Origin of the sequence: Pseudomonas veronii (assembly GCF_002028325.1) — a bacterium.
Lineage (GTDB): Bacteria > Pseudomonadota > Gammaproteobacteria > Pseudomonadales > Pseudomonadaceae > Aquipseudomonas > Aquipseudomonas veronii.
Genome location: NZ_CP018420.1, coordinates 5,543,490 through 5,558,982, shown reverse-complemented (window position 1 = coordinate 5,558,982; position 15,493 = coordinate 5,543,490). Strand labels below are relative to the sequence as shown.

The 15,493-nt window shown below is 59.7% G+C and carries 15 protein-coding genes; 10 read left to right on the top strand and 5 right to left on the bottom strand.

The genetic code is table 11. The features are described from left to right. Nucleotides 1–14: 14 nt before the first annotated feature. The 3 genes from PverR02_RS25410 to PverR02_RS25400 all read right to left on the bottom strand — a co-directional run bounded on the left by PverR02_RS25410 (nucleotide 15) and on the right by PverR02_RS25400 (nucleotide 3,829). Nucleotides 15–1,730, bottom strand: a complete 1,716-nt coding sequence (locus PverR02_RS25410) for a proline--tRNA ligase (RefSeq protein ID WP_017846118.1) — start codon at nucleotides 1,728–1,730, stop codon at nucleotides 15–17. Nucleotides 1,731–1,938: 208 nt separating this feature from the next. Continuing rightward, the gene (locus tag PverR02_RS25405; RefSeq protein ID WP_079444614.1) at nucleotides 1,939–3,471 is read right to left on the bottom strand and encodes an AmpG family muropeptide MFS transporter; all 1,533 of its coding nucleotides are present in this window, start codon (nucleotides 3,469–3,471) and stop codon (nucleotides 1,939–1,941) included. 43 nt (nucleotides 3,472–3,514) lie between these two features. Beyond that, on the bottom strand, nucleotides 3,515–3,829 hold the full coding sequence (locus tag PverR02_RS25400; RefSeq protein WP_186352037.1) for an MGMT family protein: 315 nt from the start codon (nucleotides 3,827–3,829) through the stop codon (nucleotides 3,515–3,517). Between the two features lie 192 nt (nucleotides 3,830–4,021). Between PverR02_RS25400 and PverR02_RS25395 the strand changes: the two genes are divergently transcribed. The 5 genes from PverR02_RS25395 to groL all read left to right on the top strand — a co-directional run bounded on the left by PverR02_RS25395 (nucleotide 4,022) and on the right by groL (nucleotide 8,646). Continuing rightward, nucleotides 4,022–5,029, top strand: a complete 1,008-nt coding sequence (locus PverR02_RS25395; protein ID WP_079444613.1) for a DUF481 domain-containing protein — start codon at nucleotides 4,022–4,024, stop codon at nucleotides 5,027–5,029. Between the two features lie 101 nt (nucleotides 5,030–5,130). Further along, complete coding sequence (locus PverR02_RS25390) at nucleotides 5,131–5,862, top strand: HugZ family pyridoxamine 5'-phosphate oxidase (protein ID WP_079444612.1); 732 nt, start codon at nucleotides 5,131–5,133, stop codon at nucleotides 5,860–5,862. Nucleotides 5,863–5,929: 67 nt separating this feature from the next. Continuing rightward, nucleotides 5,930–6,406: an FxsA family protein gene (locus tag PverR02_RS25385; RefSeq protein WP_017846113.1), complete on the top strand. Its 477-nt coding sequence runs from the start codon at nucleotides 5,930–5,932 to the stop codon at nucleotides 6,404–6,406. A gap of 246 nt (nucleotides 6,407–6,652) precedes the next feature. Next, nucleotides 6,653–6,949: a co-chaperone GroES gene (locus PverR02_RS25380; RefSeq protein WP_017846112.1), complete on the top strand. Its 297-nt coding sequence runs from the start codon at nucleotides 6,653–6,655 to the stop codon at nucleotides 6,947–6,949. Nucleotides 6,950–6,999: 50 nt separating this feature from the next. Next, nucleotides 7,000–8,646 carry a chaperonin GroEL gene (gene groL / locus PverR02_RS25375; protein WP_017846111.1) on the top strand — a complete coding sequence of 549 codons (1,647 nt, stop codon included), beginning with the start codon at nucleotides 7,000–7,002 and terminating at the stop codon, nucleotides 8,644–8,646. 107 nt (nucleotides 8,647–8,753) lie between these two features. Here the strand turns inward: groL and PverR02_RS25370 are convergent, their stop codons facing one another. Next, complete coding sequence (locus tag PverR02_RS25370) at nucleotides 8,754–9,491, bottom strand: phosphatase PAP2 family protein (RefSeq protein WP_079444611.1); 738 nt, start codon at nucleotides 9,489–9,491, stop codon at nucleotides 8,754–8,756. A gap of 50 nt (nucleotides 9,492–9,541) precedes the next feature. Further along, a complete protein-coding gene (locus PverR02_RS25365) occupies nucleotides 9,542–11,491 on the bottom strand; it encodes an LTA synthase family protein (protein WP_079444610.1) in 1,950 nt (649 codons plus the stop codon). A 203-nt stretch (nucleotides 11,492–11,694) separates the two neighbouring features. On the opposite strand from PverR02_RS25365, the gene colR reads away from it, so the two are divergent. The 5 genes from colR (at nucleotide 11,695) to PverR02_RS25340 (ending at nucleotide 15,464) form a co-directional block, all read left to right on the top strand. Beyond that, entirely contained in the window at nucleotides 11,695–12,378 is a 684-nt protein-coding gene (gene colR / locus PverR02_RS25360) for a two-component system response regulator ColR (RefSeq protein ID WP_016975511.1), read from the top strand. Continuing rightward, a complete protein-coding gene (locus PverR02_RS25355) occupies nucleotides 12,368–13,648 on the top strand; it encodes a sensor histidine kinase (RefSeq protein ID WP_046382218.1) in 1,281 nt (426 codons plus the stop codon). Before colR ends, PverR02_RS25355 begins: the two co-directional genes overlap by 11 nt. Nucleotides 13,649–13,835: 187 nt before the next feature. Continuing rightward, nucleotides 13,836–14,516, top strand: coding sequence for a class I SAM-dependent methyltransferase (locus tag PverR02_RS25350; protein WP_046382219.1), 681 nt, complete (start codon nucleotides 13,836–13,838; stop codon nucleotides 14,514–14,516). A 4-nt stretch (nucleotides 14,517–14,520) separates the two neighbouring features. Next, entirely contained in the window at nucleotides 14,521–15,240 is a 720-nt protein-coding gene (locus tag PverR02_RS25345) for a lipopolysaccharide kinase InaA family protein (protein WP_026139920.1), read from the top strand. Continuing rightward, nucleotides 15,237–15,464 (top strand): hypothetical protein, encoded by a 228-nt coding sequence (locus tag PverR02_RS25340; RefSeq protein ID WP_017846105.1) that lies wholly within the window; start codon nucleotides 15,237–15,239, stop codon nucleotides 15,462–15,464. Before PverR02_RS25345 ends, PverR02_RS25340 begins: the two co-directional genes overlap by 4 nt. The last annotated feature ends 29 nt before the right edge of the window (nucleotides 15,465–15,493 follow it).

Below are 15,493 nucleotides of genomic sequence, written 5' to 3'. Positions count from 1 at the left end.
TCTTGATCTGGTTTTCAGCGACGAATACGCGCCTGAAGGAAAGACAGCACGTCAGCCACCGGCAACGGTTGGGCTTCGGCTTCGGTCCGGCTCTTGTATTCCAGATTGCCATCGGCCAGGCCACGGTCACTGACCACGATCCGGTGCGGGATGCCAATCAGCTCCATGTCGGCGAACTTGATGCCTGGGCTGGTTTTCTTGTCGCGGTCGTCCAGCAACACTTCGAAACCGGCGGCCGTCAGTTCGGCATACAGTTTGTCGGTGGCTTCACGGACTTGCTCGGTTTCATAGCGCAGCGGCACCAGGGCCACCTGGAACGGCGCCAGGGCGTCACTCCAGATAATGCCTTTCTCGTCGTTGTTCTGCTCGATGGCAGCGGCAACCACGCGCGATACGCCAATGCCGTAGCAACCCATTTCGAGGGTGATCGGCTTGCCGTTTTCGCCCAGCACTTCGCACTTCATCGCCTTGCTGTACTTGTTGCCCAGCTGGAAGATGTGCCCGACTTCAATGCCACGCTTGATTTCCAGGGTGCCCTTGCCATCCGGGCTCGGGTCGCCGGCGACCACGTTACGCAGGTCGGCCACGGTCGGCACCGGCAAGTCGCGTTCCCAGTTCACGCCGAAGTAGTGCTTGTCGTCGATGTTCGCGCCGATACCGAAGTCGCTCATCAGCTCGACCGAGCGGTCGATGATGATCGGCAGCGGCAGGTTCAACGGGCCCAGGGAGCCGGCACCGGCGCCAATGGCGTCGCGCAGTTCGGCATCGGAGGCCATGACCAGCGGGCTGGCCACGCCCGGTTGCTGGGCGGCCTTGATTTCGTTGAGCTCGTGGTCGCCACGGATCACCAGGGCGATCAGCTTGCCGGCTTCCTCGGCGTGAACGATCAGGGTCTTGATGGTCTTTTCAATCGGCAGATTGAATTTTTCCACCAGGGCCGCGATGGTCTTGGTGTCCGGGGTGTCCACCAGGCGCAGTTCTTCAGCCGGGGCTGGACGGGCGGTTTCCCGTGGCACGGCTTCGGCTTTCTCGATGTTCGCCGCGTAGTCGGAACCGTTGCTGAACACGATATCGTCTTCGCCGGACTCGGCCAGTACGTGGAACTCGTGGGAGCCGGCGCCGCCGATGGAGCCGTTGTCCGCTTCAACCGGGCGGAATTTCAGGCCCAGGCGCGTGAACACGTTGCAGTAGGCAGTGTGCATGCGGTCATAGGTGACCTGCAAGGACGCTTGGTCGGCGTGGAACGAATACGCGTCCTTCATGATGAACTCGCGGCCGCGCATCAAGCCGAAGCGTGGGCGGATCTCATCACGGAACTTGGTCTGGATCTGATACAGGTTGAGGGGCAGCTGTTTATAGCTGCTCAACTCGTTGCGCATCAGGTCGGTGATCACTTCTTCATGGGTCGGGCCAGCGCAGAAGTCGCGGCCATGACGGTCCTTGAAGCGCAGCAATTCAGGGCCGTACTCTTCCCAGCGCCCGGATTCCTGCCACAGCTCGGCCGGTTGGGTGCTCGGCATCAACACTTCCAGAGAACCGGCAGCGTTCATTTCTTCGCGAACGATGGCTTCGACCTTGCGCATCACCTTCAGGCCCATGGGCAGCCAGGTGTACAGGCCAGAAGCCAGCTTGCGGATCATACCGGCGCGCAGCATCAGCTGATGGCTGATCACAACCGCGTCGGAAGGCGTTTCTTTCAGTGTGGCGAGCAAATATTGACTGGTACGCATGGTAGGCCGTTGTCGGTTGCTTGGACTTGAAGTGACTTGGGATTGTACGGGCGCAAACTGCCGCCGTACAGGCATCAGGACGCAGAGCTGTTTGTAGGAGCGAGCTTGCTCGCGAAGATCGTCAACGATGACGCGGGAAACCGGGATAAACGCGGTGTCTGTGACTTCTTCGCGAGCAAGCTCGCTACAGCTACAAGGGGAGGCTCTGTCAGTCTTCTGCCGGTGGATTCAAGCGAATCCGTCGGCTTTCCTGGAACCAATGCAGCGCAATCAGCAGCAAGGTCGGCACACCCAGCATGCAGGTGATCAGGAAGAAGTTGTGATAACCGAACTTCTCCACCATCACCCCCGAATACCCGCCGATCAGGCGCGGCAGCAACAGCATGATCGAACTCAGCAGCGCGTATTGGGTGGCGGAGAACTTGAGGTTGGTCAGGCTCGACAGGTAGGCGACAAACGCCGAGGTGGCAAGGCCTGAGCTGAAGTTGTCCAGGGAGATGGTGAAGATCAGCATCTGCAGGTCCGGGCCAATGTCGGCGAGCATCACGAACAGCAGGTTGGTGCCGGCCGAGGCGATGCCGCCGATGAACAGGATCGGGAGGATGCCGAAGCGCACAATCAACAGGCCCCCCATGCCGGCGCCGACCAGGGTCATGATCAGGCCGAAGATCTTGCTGACCCCGGCAATCTGGTCCTTGGTAAAGCCCTGGTCGATATAGAACACGTTGGCCATCACGCCCATCACGGTATCGGACATGCGATAGGTGGCGATCAGCCCAAGCAGCAGCAGCGCCTGCCAGCGATAGCGCAGGATGAAGTCGTTGACCGGCGTCAGCACCGGCGCCAGGCCTCGGCGGCCCATGGCCGACAAGCACAATGTTGTCAGGGTGATGTAGAGGATGGCGCGCAGGAAGGCGCGGTCTTCCATTAACAGTTCCCACAGGCTGACACCGTGGAACAGCACGCTGGCGAAATCGGTGTTGTACAACTGGGTGAACGTCGCCGGCACCGACACCAACAGCACGATCAGCACAAACACCGACACCAACTGATGCACGAAACTGTAGCGTCCAGCCTGCAACTGGGTGCGCAGTGGCACATTGGGCTCGCGCATGAACAGGGTGGTCAGCAGCGCCGGAATCATCAGCACGCCGAACAGCACATAGGTGCCGGTCCACGCCGAGTGTTTATAGTTGAAACCGGTAGAGCCGAAACCTTCGGCAAAAAACAGCGCGCCGGCCGTGGCGAGCAGGGCGGCGATGCGGTAACCGGACATATAGCTGGCGGCCAGGGCAGCCTGGCGGCTGTCATCGGCGATTTCCAGGCGATAGGCATCGACTGCAATATCCTGGGTAGCCGAAGCGAAGGCGACGATCACCGCAATAGCGATCAGCCAGGACAAGTGTTTCTGCGGGTCGCAGAAGCCCATGCCGATCAATCCGAGGATCACCAGCGATTGGGCCAGTACCAGCCAGGAGCGACGACGTCCGAGTTTGCCCAGCAGCGGCAGCCGCCATTGGTCGAGCAATGGCGACCACACCCATTTGAAGGCATACGCCAAACCGATCAGGCTCGCATAGCCGATGGTCTCGCGGGCCACACCGGCCTCACGCAACCATACCGAAAGCGTCGAGAACACCAACATGTAAGGCAAGCCGGCGGCAAAGCCGAGCAACAACAGCACTAACGTCGAGGGGCTGGCATAGGCGGCGAGCGCGGCGCGCCAGGTTTTACGGGGCATGGGCTGGAGTCTGCCTCAGATTCACGGAAACAAAGCGCGCACTCTAACCGCTGTGCTCTACCGGGCGCCAGCCATGACGCTGAATATCCACGCGATTGTTCAGGATAGCGACACCTTCGTTGCGTAAACGCGCACGTTGTTCGTCGCCTGAGGCGCTGCCCGCCGGCAGGCTTATCCGACCGCCGGCACCCAGCACGCGGTGCCAGGGCAAGCGGGTATCGTCGGGCAGTTGGCTCAGGGTGCGCCCGACCCAACGCGCCGCACGCCCCAGCCCGGCGAGGTGGGCCAGTTCGCCGTAACTCACCACGCAACCTTCAGGGATTTGCGCCAGCGTCAGGTACAGCGCGGTGCGGCGCATCTCGGCAGGGCTTTGCGGGGCTTCGGCGGGTTGCTTCACGGTGGATATATCCGTTCAGATCGTCGGTTTCTTGTAAGAAACGTCTGTAAATATGCAGATGAGAACTGAACTCAACACAATTCATTGAGTCAGTCCTAGCTATCTAACACGATAACGCCCCTATTTCGCCAATCCTGAGCCCCTTATCTGCTTATGTTGTCCAGAACCCTGCTGTGCCTTGCTGTTTTCAGCGCCTCCACCCCCTTGCTCGCCGACACCGTCTGGTTAAAGAACGGTGACCGCCTGTCCGGCAAGATCAAGCTCTTCGACGGTGGCAAGCTGCTGATCCAGACCGACTATGCGGGGGCTATCCCGGTGGATTGGAAACAGGTGAAAACCCTGGAGAGCGATCAGGAGTTGTTGGTCAAGCAGGATGCCTACACCGGTGAGAAAGCCAAATCCTTGCAGGCTGCGGCTGATGGCAAAGTGGTGCTGGCCAATGGCGAGGCGCCCAAGACCGTGGAACTGGCCAGCATCCAGCAGATCATCAAGCCCAAGCCGGTGATCGAAGACCTGGTGTGGAAAGGCAATGTCGACATGGCGCTGGACTACAGGCGCGCCGAGAAAGACACCAACGACTACGACATCGACTTCAAAACCTCCGCCCGCCACGGCCAATGGCGCCACACCGGGCAGGGCGAGTACAACCGCGAGTTCCAGGACGACGTCACCACCACCGACAACTGGTCCCTGGAATACGACCTCGACCGCTTCATCACCGAGCACTGGTTCTGGCAGGGCCGCTTGACCTACAAGCGCGACAGGGTCGAAGACCTGTCCCGCCAACGCACTGTCGGCACCGGCCCGGGCTACCAATTCTGGGACGATGAGCTCGGCGCGTTCTCCCTGGGTTCGTTGGTCAACCGCACCGATTACGAATATTTCGATGGCGGCAAGGACAACTTCTATTCCCTGGCCATGAAGTGGGACTACAACCGCTACCTGATCGGTAAGACAGTTGAATTCTTCACCTCCGGCGAGTTGGGCAAGCCTATCGGCGGGCCGGCCGAGTATGCCCTCGATGCGGAAATGGGCCTGCGCTACAAGGTCACCGAGTGGGCGTCGCTCAATCTCAAGGCCGAGCGTGACGTGATCAGCGGCGACTCGGAAAGCAGCTTGAGCAAGACCCGCTACACCGCAGGGTTTGGCGTGGCCTGGTAATCCGCTTCGTGCCCGCTGGCAACCTGCGCGGATATTGATTACCTTGGCTTGAGATCCATTCCCATACGCTATGGGCGACTGAATTCCCGAGGAGTCATACGTTGAGCGCGCACGTTGCCAAGAACGCCCGAGAGCTGCTGCTCAAGGAATACCGTGGAGCCCTCTCCACATTGTCCAAAGCCATGCCTGGCTTTCCCTTCGGTTCGGTCGTGCCGTATTGCCTGGACGAGCAAGGCCGGCCGCTGATCCTGATCAGCCGAATTGCCCAACACACCCATAACCTGCAGAAAGACCCCAAGTGCTCGCTGCTGGTCGGCGAGCGTGAAGCGGATGACGTGCAGGCAGTGGGGCGCCTGACCTACCTGGCCGAAGCCGAGCAATTGCACGACGCCGCCGCGATTGAAGCGGCCGCCGAACGCTACTACCGCTACTTCCCCGAATCGGCCAATTATCACCAGGCCCACGACTTTGACTTCTGGGTACTCAAGCCGGTACGTCACCGCTATATCGGCGGCTTTGGCGCGATTCACTGGCTTGACCGGTTGACCCTGGCCAACCCGTTCGCCGGCCCGGCCGAGCGCAGCATGGTCGAGCACATGAACGCCGACCACTCCAAGGCCATCGCCCATTACGTCGAGTTGGCCGGTTTGCCCACCCACGAGCCGGCGCAACTGGCCGGGATCGACAGCGAAGGCATGCACCTGCGCATAGGGCATGCGCTGCACTGGTTGCCGTTCGCCGAGTCTTGCAACACGCCGACACAAGTGCGCGAGGCCCTGGTTTCCTTGGCTCATGCTGAGGTCTGGCCGAAAAAAAGCGTCGCTGAAGCTTGAATTCACGAAATGGCGACGTCATCTAAGGTGGACTGGCAAGGCAATCTTGCGTTGAGGAAACCATTTGATGCGCCCTTTTTTATTGCTCTTTCTGCTGTTCCCGGTGTTGGAGCTGTTCGTATTCGTAAAAGTCAGTGGTGCGATCGGGTTTTTTCCGGCACTGCTGCTGATCATTCTCGGCTCGATGCTCGGCGTTCTGGTGCTGCGCGTCGCCGGTCTGGCCACGGCGCTGCGTGCCCGTGAAAGCCTGAATCGCGGCGAATTGCCGGCACAAACCATGCTCGAAGGGCTGATGATGGCCCTGGCCGGTGGCCTGTTGATCCTGCCAGGCTTCATCAGCGATGTGCTCGGCCTGGTCATGTTGCTGCCGTTCACGCGCAAGCTGCTGGCGGGCAAGATGCGCCAGCGCGCCGAAGAGGCTGCGATTCGCCAGCGCGCGTTCGCCGACGACCTGCAACCCCGTGGCGGCCCGGCTCCGCGCCAGCCGTTGGGGCGAGAAGGTGATGTGATCGAAGGTGAGTTCGAGCATCGCGACAGCAAATAACCGCTTCACTGGCGCGGCCCCTTCGGGGGCTGTGTTGTTTTTAAGGGCCGGCAGACGCAAAAAAATTCATCGCCGGCCCCTTGTAATAAGCTGATGCGCCCTTATGTAACGGTCACCGCAAGGTTTCTGGTGGCGACACCAGACAGACTTCCGCGTTTCGCCCTGCGAACCGCGACCGGCCCCGCCGGATTTAACCTGCCGGTACTGACACCGGCCGATGAAAAACACAATTAGGAGAGATCGACAATGAGCAAGCTTCGTCCTCTGCACGACCGCGTCGTTATCCGTCGCAGCGAAGAAGAAAAGAAAACCGCTGGCGGTATCGTTCTGCCAGGTTCGGCTGCTGAAAAAGCCAACCACGGTGTGATCGTCGCTGCAGGCCCAGGCAAGACTCTGGAAAACGGTGAAGTACGTGCGCTGGCCGTTAAAGTCGGTGACAAGGTTGTATTCGGTCCTTACTCCGGCAGCAACACTGTGAAAGTCGACGGCGAAGACCTGCTGGTCATGGCTGAGAACGAGATTCTCGCCGTTCTGGAAGGCTGATTTCCCCGCTCATTTTCCCGTTACTACAAAGTATTTAAGGAATATCGATAATGGCTGCTAAAGAAGTTAAATTCGGCGATTCCGCCCGCAAGAAAATGCTCACCGGTGTCAACGTCCTGGCTGACGCAGTAAAAGCGACCCTGGGCCCTAAAGGCCGTAACGTGATCATCGAGAAGAGCTTCGGCGCTCCGACCATCACCAAGGACGGCGTTTCCGTCGCCAAAGAAATCGAACTGGAAGACCGTTTCGAGAACATGGGCGCGCAGCTGGTCAAAGACGTTGCCTCCCGTGCCAACGATGACGCAGGCGACGGCACCACCACCGCTACCGTTCTGGCTCAGTCGATCGTCAACGAAGGCCTGAAAGCCGTCGCTGCCGGCATGAACCCGATGGACCTCAAGCGCGGCATCGACAAGGCGACCATCGCCATCGTCAAAGAGCTGAAAAACCTGTCCAAGCCATGCGCTGACACCAAGGCTATCGCTCAGGTGGGTACCATCTCCGCCAACTCCGACAACTCCATCGGCGACATCATTGCCGAAGCCATGGAAAAAGTCGGTAAAGAAGGCGTGATCACCGTTGAAGAAGGCACTGGCCTGGAAAACGAACTGTCGGTTGTAGAAGGCATGCAGTTCGACCGTGGCTACCTGTCCCCGTACTTCGTCAACAAGCCAGAAACCATGGTTGCCGAGCTGGAAAGCCCGCTGATCCTGCTGGTCGACAAAAAAATCTCCAACATCCGCGAAATGCTGCCGGTGCTGGAAGCCGTTGCCAAGGCCGGCCGCCCACTGCTGATCGTTTCCGAAGACGTTGAAGGCGAAGCCCTGGCGACTCTGGTTGTGAACAACATGCGTGGCATCGTCAAGGTTGCAGCCGTCAAGGCTCCAGGCTTCGGCGACCGTCGCAAGGCCATGCTGCAGGACATCGCCGTTCTGACCGGCGGTACCGTTATCTCCGAAGAGATCGGCCTGAGCCTGGAAAGCGCCACCCTGGAAAACCTGGGCAGCGCCAAGCGCGTGACCATCTCCAAGGAAAACACCATCATCGTCGACGGTGCTGGCGTAGATCAGGACATCCAGTCGCGCATCACTCAGATCCGTGCCCAGGTTGCCGAAACTTCCTCGGACTACGACCGTGAAAAACTGCAAGAGCGTCTGGCCAAGCTGTCCGGCGGCGTTGCAGTGATCAAGGTTGGCGCTGGCTCCGAAGTTGAAATGAAAGAGAAGAAAGCCCGCGTTGAAGACGCCCTGCACGCAACCCGCGCAGCCGTTGAAGAAGGCGTGGTACCTGGCGGTGGTGTTGCACTGATCCGCGCCCTGGAAGCCATCCTGGACCTGAAAGGCGACAACGCCGATCAGGACGTGGGTATCGCTGTACTGCGTCGCGCCGTTGAAGCACCGCTGCGTCAGATCGCTGCCAACAGCGGCGACGAGCCAAGCGTTGTGGTTAACGCTGTGAAGAACGGTAAAGGTAACTTCGGTTACAACGCGGCAACCAGCGAATACGGCGACATGATCGAAATGGGCATCCTGGACCCTACCAAGGTGACTCGTTCGGCGCTGCAAGCAGCTTCCTCCATCGGCGGTCTGATCCTGACCACCGAAGCCGCTGTTGCTGAAGCACCGAAGAAAGAAGGCTCGGCTGGCGGCGGTATGCCAGACATGGGCGGCATGGGTGGCATGGGCGGCATGATGTAAGCCAGCCTTACCCGGCGACTGAAAAACCCCGCCTGCAGCGATGCAGGCGGGGTTTTTTTATGCGGGTGCGTAATAAGGGAGGGAGGTAACTGAAGTGGTTGGCCGGTCTACGTATTCAATGCACGCACTTCTGACACCCTGACCTTCGATGGTCGATAGAGTATCAGGCAGTACAGCCCCAGGCAGATCAGCCAACAGAAAATCGCCGTCCACACATTGTGGGAAAAGAAGTGCGCGCCCTGCGCCATGCGGCTCACGGAAAACACGCTGCCCAGCGCCACGGCAAAGATGAACGCCTTGCGTGCCATCCGCGGCCGGCGATCCCGTAGCGCAAAGAACCAGGCGAACAGGGCGAACCCGGTTGCCGCATGCCCGCCGGGCCAGCAGCGCCCAGGTTTATCGGTGGGCGGGCGAGGGCTCAGCAGTTCGCTGTAGGTTTCCTGGCCACCGAACTCCTTGAGGCTCCACGGGCATTGCACGGCGGTGACGGTTTTCAACGGCGAGACGAACGCCGTGGCCAGCCCCAGGGACAACACCAGGCAGCCCAGTTCGCGGCGGTACGGCTTGAGGCGCTGGAGGATAAAGGTACCGGCAAACCCCAGAATGGCCAGCACCGAGAACAGGATGACCATCTGTTTGGCGCGGTCATGCAGGATGTCTTCGAGGAAGAAGCTGTAACGCCCGATGAAGCCGCCACCCGCAGCGCTGTAGAACTGCTTGGCGAGGTCCATGTCCAGCGATGTCAGCTGCAGCAATAGCATCAGCAGCACAGCGCCGGCGGGGATGCCCAGGCACAGCCAGAAATTGAGAGGTTTGGAAACCAGAACAACAGGTGGGGATTGCATGGTAAACCCTGATAAAAAAGTCCCGTACTCGGCTGTACGGGACGTTTTGGTTAGCGCGTGCTTAATGCCGGGGCCTCTTCCTTGGGCGCTTTCCAGCTCAGCAGTTGTTGTTTGAAATCATAACTGGCGGCCTGGTAGTAGGTGATTGCCCGCTGGATCAGCGGGTCATCGCTGCCGACCCGCAACTCCTGGCTTTTACCCAGCGCCTCGTCGTGGCGACGCAGGCCCTGGCGTGGGCTGAGAATCGCCAGGTTTTTGCCGTCGAACAGCCCCAGGTGCTGGTAGTTGCCGACCACGACCCGAGGGGGCAATGGGTTGTCCTGCAACAGGTCACGGCCAAAGAAGGTCGATTCATAGCTCAGGTTGATCAGGCCCAGCAGGGTCGGCGCCAGGTCGATCTGGCTGGCCAGTTGCGCCGATTCCCGTGCGTCGATCAGCTTCGGCGCATAGATGAACAGTGGAATCTGATAGTTGGCGATGGGCAGGTCTTCCTGGCCTGCACTGCCGGCGGTGTGGTCGGCGACGAAGACGAAGATCGTGTTATCGAACCATGGCTTCTGACGCGCCGCTTCCAGGAACTGGCCGATGGCATGGTCGGTATACTTCACCGCGCCGTCGCGGCCATTGCCGGATTTGATATCGATGCGCCCGTCCGGGTAGGTGTAGGGGCGATGGTTGGAGGTGGTCATCAGTTGCAGCAGGAACGGCTGCTGCTTGGCGTAGTCGGCATCGGCCAGCTTCAGGGTCTGTTTGTACAGATCCTCGTCCGCCATGCCCCAGGCATTCTTGAACGAGATTTCTGACTCGGGCACGCTGCTCTGGTCTACGACGCGATAACCGTTGCCGCTGAAAAACGCGTTCATGTTGTCGAAATAACCGCGCCCGCCGTACACAAACACGCTGTCGTAACCGATGGCCGTGAGTTGTTGCCCCAGGCTGGCGAAGCCGCTCTCCCGACCAATGCGCTTGACGATGGAGCGTCCCGGCGTCGGTGGGATGGCCAGGGTGATCGCCTCCAGGCCACGGTCGGTGCGGGTGCCGGTGGCGTAGAAGTTGTTGAAGTACAGGCTTTGTTGACGCAAGGCGTCGAGATTCGGCGTGAGGTTGCGCCCGTCGCCATTGCTGCCCATGTATTTGGCGCTGAAACTTTCGATGGTCACCAGCACGATGTTGGGTTTGCGCAGCGTGCCCGGGTGGGTGATGGCACGGCGGATATCCAGTGGGTCCTGGCCGATGAAGCGCGCATTGGGCTCGCTGAGTTCGGCGCGCAACTGCTTGGCCACGATCTCGGTTGGCAGGCTCTTGTAGAACTGTGAGTAATCCAGCTCGTTGTTACGGAACGCGGCGAAAAACTGATACGGGCCATTGCTCGCCAGTTCGTTCTTGTAGGCATTGCCGCCTTGGGCGCGTGGGCTGTCCTGGCTGATCAGTTGCAGGCTCAGGCCCGCGACGACCAACAGCGCCAAGGCATTCAACAAACGGCCGCGCATGGGCGGCAGCGGGGCGTTCATTGCCGCATTGAATGGCTTGCGCAGGGCCAGGCTCAACACGATGGCCAGCATCGCCAGCAAACTGAGCAACTTGCCGATGGGGTAGGATTCCAGCAGGTTGTTCAGTACTTCGTCGGAGTACACCAGGTAGTCGACGGCGATAAAGTTGAAGCGCACGCCAAACTCATCCCAGAACAACCATTCGGCCACCGAGGTGAACAGCATCGCGAACAGGCTGACGGTGAGCACCGCCTGCAGGAACCAGCGATGGCCGCGGCGACGCCACAGCGCGGGCGGGCACAGCAACAGGTACAGCCCCAGAGGAAGGGCGGCATAGGCTAGAAAAGCCAGGTCATAGAGCAGGCCCACGCCAAACACCGGCAGCAGATTGCCGCCGACTTCATCCAGATGCGTAATGAGCAGTGCGCTGCGGGTGAGCAGGAAAACAACCAGCCAGGCACCGGTTACCAACAGCAAATAGCGCATAGGCGCTGTTTTGAGAAACCCCATGTCCAACTTCCTTAGATCGATGGGGGCGATCTTCGGCCTGGCACTGTAGTCAGTTTGTGAAGCTATAGTGAAAAACTCGTTCAACTCTTTAATCGGTTGAAATCGTTTATCTACGCAGCGCTCAGCTCTATCCCTGAGCCCCACTAGGCCTTAAGCTGCGCGAGCCAACACACGGCTGGCACGAAAGTACGGAGACACTGCCCATGCGAATTTTATTGGTTGAAGACAACCGCGATATTTTGGCCAATCTGGCCGATTATCTGGGGCTCAAAGGTTACACCGTGGACTGCGCGCAGGACGGTTTGTCGGGCCTGCACCTGGCTGCCACCGAGCACTACGACCTGATCGTACTCGACATCATGCTGCCCGGCATCGATGGCTACACCCTGTGCAAACGCCTGCGCGAAGATGCGCGCCGCGATACGCCGGTGATCATGCTCACCGCCCGCGACCAGTTGGATGACCGCCTGCAGGGTTTCAAGTCCGGCGCTGATGACTACTTGCTCAAACCGTTTGCCCTGTCGGAACTGGCCGCGCGCATCGAAGCCGTGCTGCGCCGCGCCCAGGGGGGCGGACGCCGTGCCCTGCAGGTGGCCGACCTGCATTACGACCTCGATACCCTGGAAGTCACCCGCGAAGGGCGCCTGCTCAAGCTCAACCCGGTGGGCCTGAAGCTGCTGGCGGTGTTGATGCAGAAAAGTCCCCATGTGCTGCGTCGGGAAATTCTCGAAGAAGCCCTATGGGGGGATGATTGCCCCGACAGTGACAGCCTGCGCAGTCACGTCCACCAGTTGCGCCAAGTGATCGATAAACCTTTCGCCAAACCATTGCTGCAAACGGTACACGGTGTGGGTTACCGCCTGGCCGAGGGTCGTGATGGAGTTTAAGCAAAGCCTTGCCCAGCGGATCATCATCGCCTTTGCCTTGATGAGCGCATTGGTGGCGGGCGCCTTCGCGATGGGGATCATCGCGACGGTGCATCTGGTGGAAGAGAAGCTGATTTCGGCAGGTCTGGGCGGCGACTTGCAGCGCCTGCTGCTGATGGACAGCGTCGAGGACTGGAGCCACCGACCCGAGCCGGACCAGCTGTTCTATTTCAGCGGCGGGCGCGGGGATTTCGAGCTGCCCAAGGACCTGCGGCACCTGGAACCGGGTTTTCATGAAGTGTTCCGCGAGGCGTTGTCGTACCACGCCATGGTCGAAGTGGTCGATGGTCGGCGTTACGTGCTGCTGCAAGATCAGAGCGATTTCGAAGAGCGTGAGCGCGTGCTGTTCGCGGTGGTGCTGGTGGGCTTCGTGCTCAGCCTGGCGCTGGCGGTCTTCCTCGGCTGGGTGCTGGCCCGCAAGGTGATGGCACCGGTGGTGCGCCTGGCGCGCCAGGTGCGTCATCGTGACCAGTTGCTCGGCCTGGCGCCGCCCCTGGCACCGGATTACGCCGCCGATGAAGTGGGCGAGCTGGCCGTGGCCTTCGACGCCACATTGGGCCGTCTGCGCCAGGCGCTGTCCCGCGAGCAGTTGTTTACCAGTGATGTGAGCCACGAATTGCGCACGCCGTTGATGGTATTGGCCAGTTCCTGCGAGCTGCTGTTGGAAAACCCGGCCATCGACGAGCGTGGGCGCAACCAGGTGCTGCGCATCGCCAGGGCCTGCGAAGAAATGCGCGAACTGGTGCAGACCTTCCTGATGCTGGCACGCGCCCAACACAACGACGCCACCATGTCCCCCCGGGTAACCCTCACCCAGGTGGCGGATGATTTGCTCGGCATCTGGCGTGAGCCGATCGAGCAAAAAGGCCTGCAACTGATCTACCAGCCGGGCAACCCCCTGGATACCCGCTATAACACCACCTTCCTGCATGCGGTGATGGGCAATCTGCTGCGTAATGCACTGCATTACACCGAGCAGGGCTTTATCCGGCTCACCCTGGAACCGAGTGGTTTTGTGGTGGAAGACTCCGGCGTCGGCATTCCTGAAGACAAGCGCGAAGCCATGTTCGAGCCCTTCGTGCGCGGCAGCGAAAAACGCGGTGAGGGCCTTGGACTGGGGCTGTCGCTGGTGCAGAGGATCTGCGAAAACCAAGGCTGGAGCGTCAGCCTGAGCACCATGGAACCCAATGGTTGCCGCTTTCATGTCCAACTGAGCCAGGTCAAATCCTGACCGTGTGTGCTACCGCTATGCTGGCAACGATCAGTGTAATTCGTCGTAGATAGCCCGTTGCTATCATTTGTGTCGGTAAAGTCTTGACATGTATGAATCTGGACAGGACAAGTTTTTCACAACGAGTTGACCTATTGATCACAGTCTGCAACTTAAGGTCGTAGGCATCAGTAAACGGAGACGTAAGATGCCTACCCCGATCAAGCTCGAATTTTCCGATAAGTACGACGAAGAGCATGCACAGAATTATTTGCTCAAACATCAGGATAATTTAGCTCGCCGGCTGTCCCACAAACGTGACGAGCAGTTGGCGCGCGGTGCGCTGGCCATGGCCGGTGAACCTGGCCTGGTCTTGGACTTGCCTTGCGGGGCCGGGCGTTTCTGGCCGTTGCTGGCGGAAAAACCCAACCGGGTGATCATCGGCGCCGATAATTCGGAGTCGATGTTGAAGGTCGCGATGGTCGCCCAGCCACCGGACGTGGTCAAACGGGTACGCCCTTTGCAGACATCCGCCTTTGATATCGATTTGCCTGATAACGCGGTCGACAGCATCTTCTGCATGCGCCTGATGCACCACATTGGTGAGCCTGAGCACCGCTTGGCGATATTGCAGGAGTTTCATCGTGTTACCCGCGACAGCGTGATCATCTCGCTGTGGGTGGATGGCAACTTCAAGGCCTGGAAACGCAAGCGTGCTGAAGTAAAACGTCGTAGGAAAGGTGAGCAGGAAGGTTACCAAAACCGGTTCGTGTTACCGGCTGCTACTGTCGAGGCAGAGTTTGAGCAGGCCGGTTTCCGTGTTCAGGAGTCCCTGGACTTCATTCCGCTCTACGCCATGTGGCGAGTATATGTATTGCGCAAGAGGTAACAGGATGGCAGTTGAGTGCGTAGCAGGCAGTCATGTAGCTCCCGAAGAGCGATTTGAGTATTTCTGGCGCCAGCAGGGCGAGTGGGTCGAAGAGCCTAATCGTCGGCGTGGCGGTGAAAGTGGCGTGCAGCGTGTGATGGGGCCCACCGGGCGTTTGCTCTACAGCAAACGTCAGACCGGGCATATCTACCGCAGTTGGCTGCATCCGTTTGGACGCCCGACGGTGTTGCGCGAACGGGATGCTCTCAAAGGCCTGCGCGCGCTGAATGTACGGGTACCGGAGATGGTGTTCTGCGAGGCGCGTCGTGATCCGCAACACCAATGGAAAGCATTGTTGGTGACGGCTTCGCTGGACGGTTTCGACGAAATCGAAAAATGGTACGCCGCCGGTGGCCGTGAACAGTACGGCGAAGCGGTACACGAGCGTGTACTCAAAGAGGTGGCGGCGACATTGGCGCGCATGCACAAAGGTCGCTGGCAACACGGTTGCTTGTACATCAAGCATATCTTTGTGCGCGTCACGGGTGAGCCCGACTCGGCCAACGTGGAAGTCGCGCTGCTGGACTTCGAGAAATGCCGCCAGCGCCTGACCGCTTATCGAGCCGCCTCCCATGACATGCTGCAACTGCGCCGCCATTCGTCGTGGAGCGATGGCGACTGGGCAAAACTCAGCTACTTTTACGAGACGGCGTTTGGCAGCGCTATCAAGGGTTTAACCAAATGAAGCTAGAAATAGCTCGAGGTCTGTTTCTGGTCGGGGCGTTGGGCGTTGCTGCCCTGGCCCTGGCTGCATGGGAACAGCCTCGGACACAGGTCCTCAGTGCGGTGCAAGGCAGCGGGCAATGCCTGCTGCCGCGCATCGCCAAGGCGAATGCGACGGTCAAGCCCGATCATGACCTGCTGCTGTTCATGTTCGGGATGTCTCGAGGGGTGGGGCCACAAAGTTGAAACGATCGAAACCACCCAAAAAGGGCCTT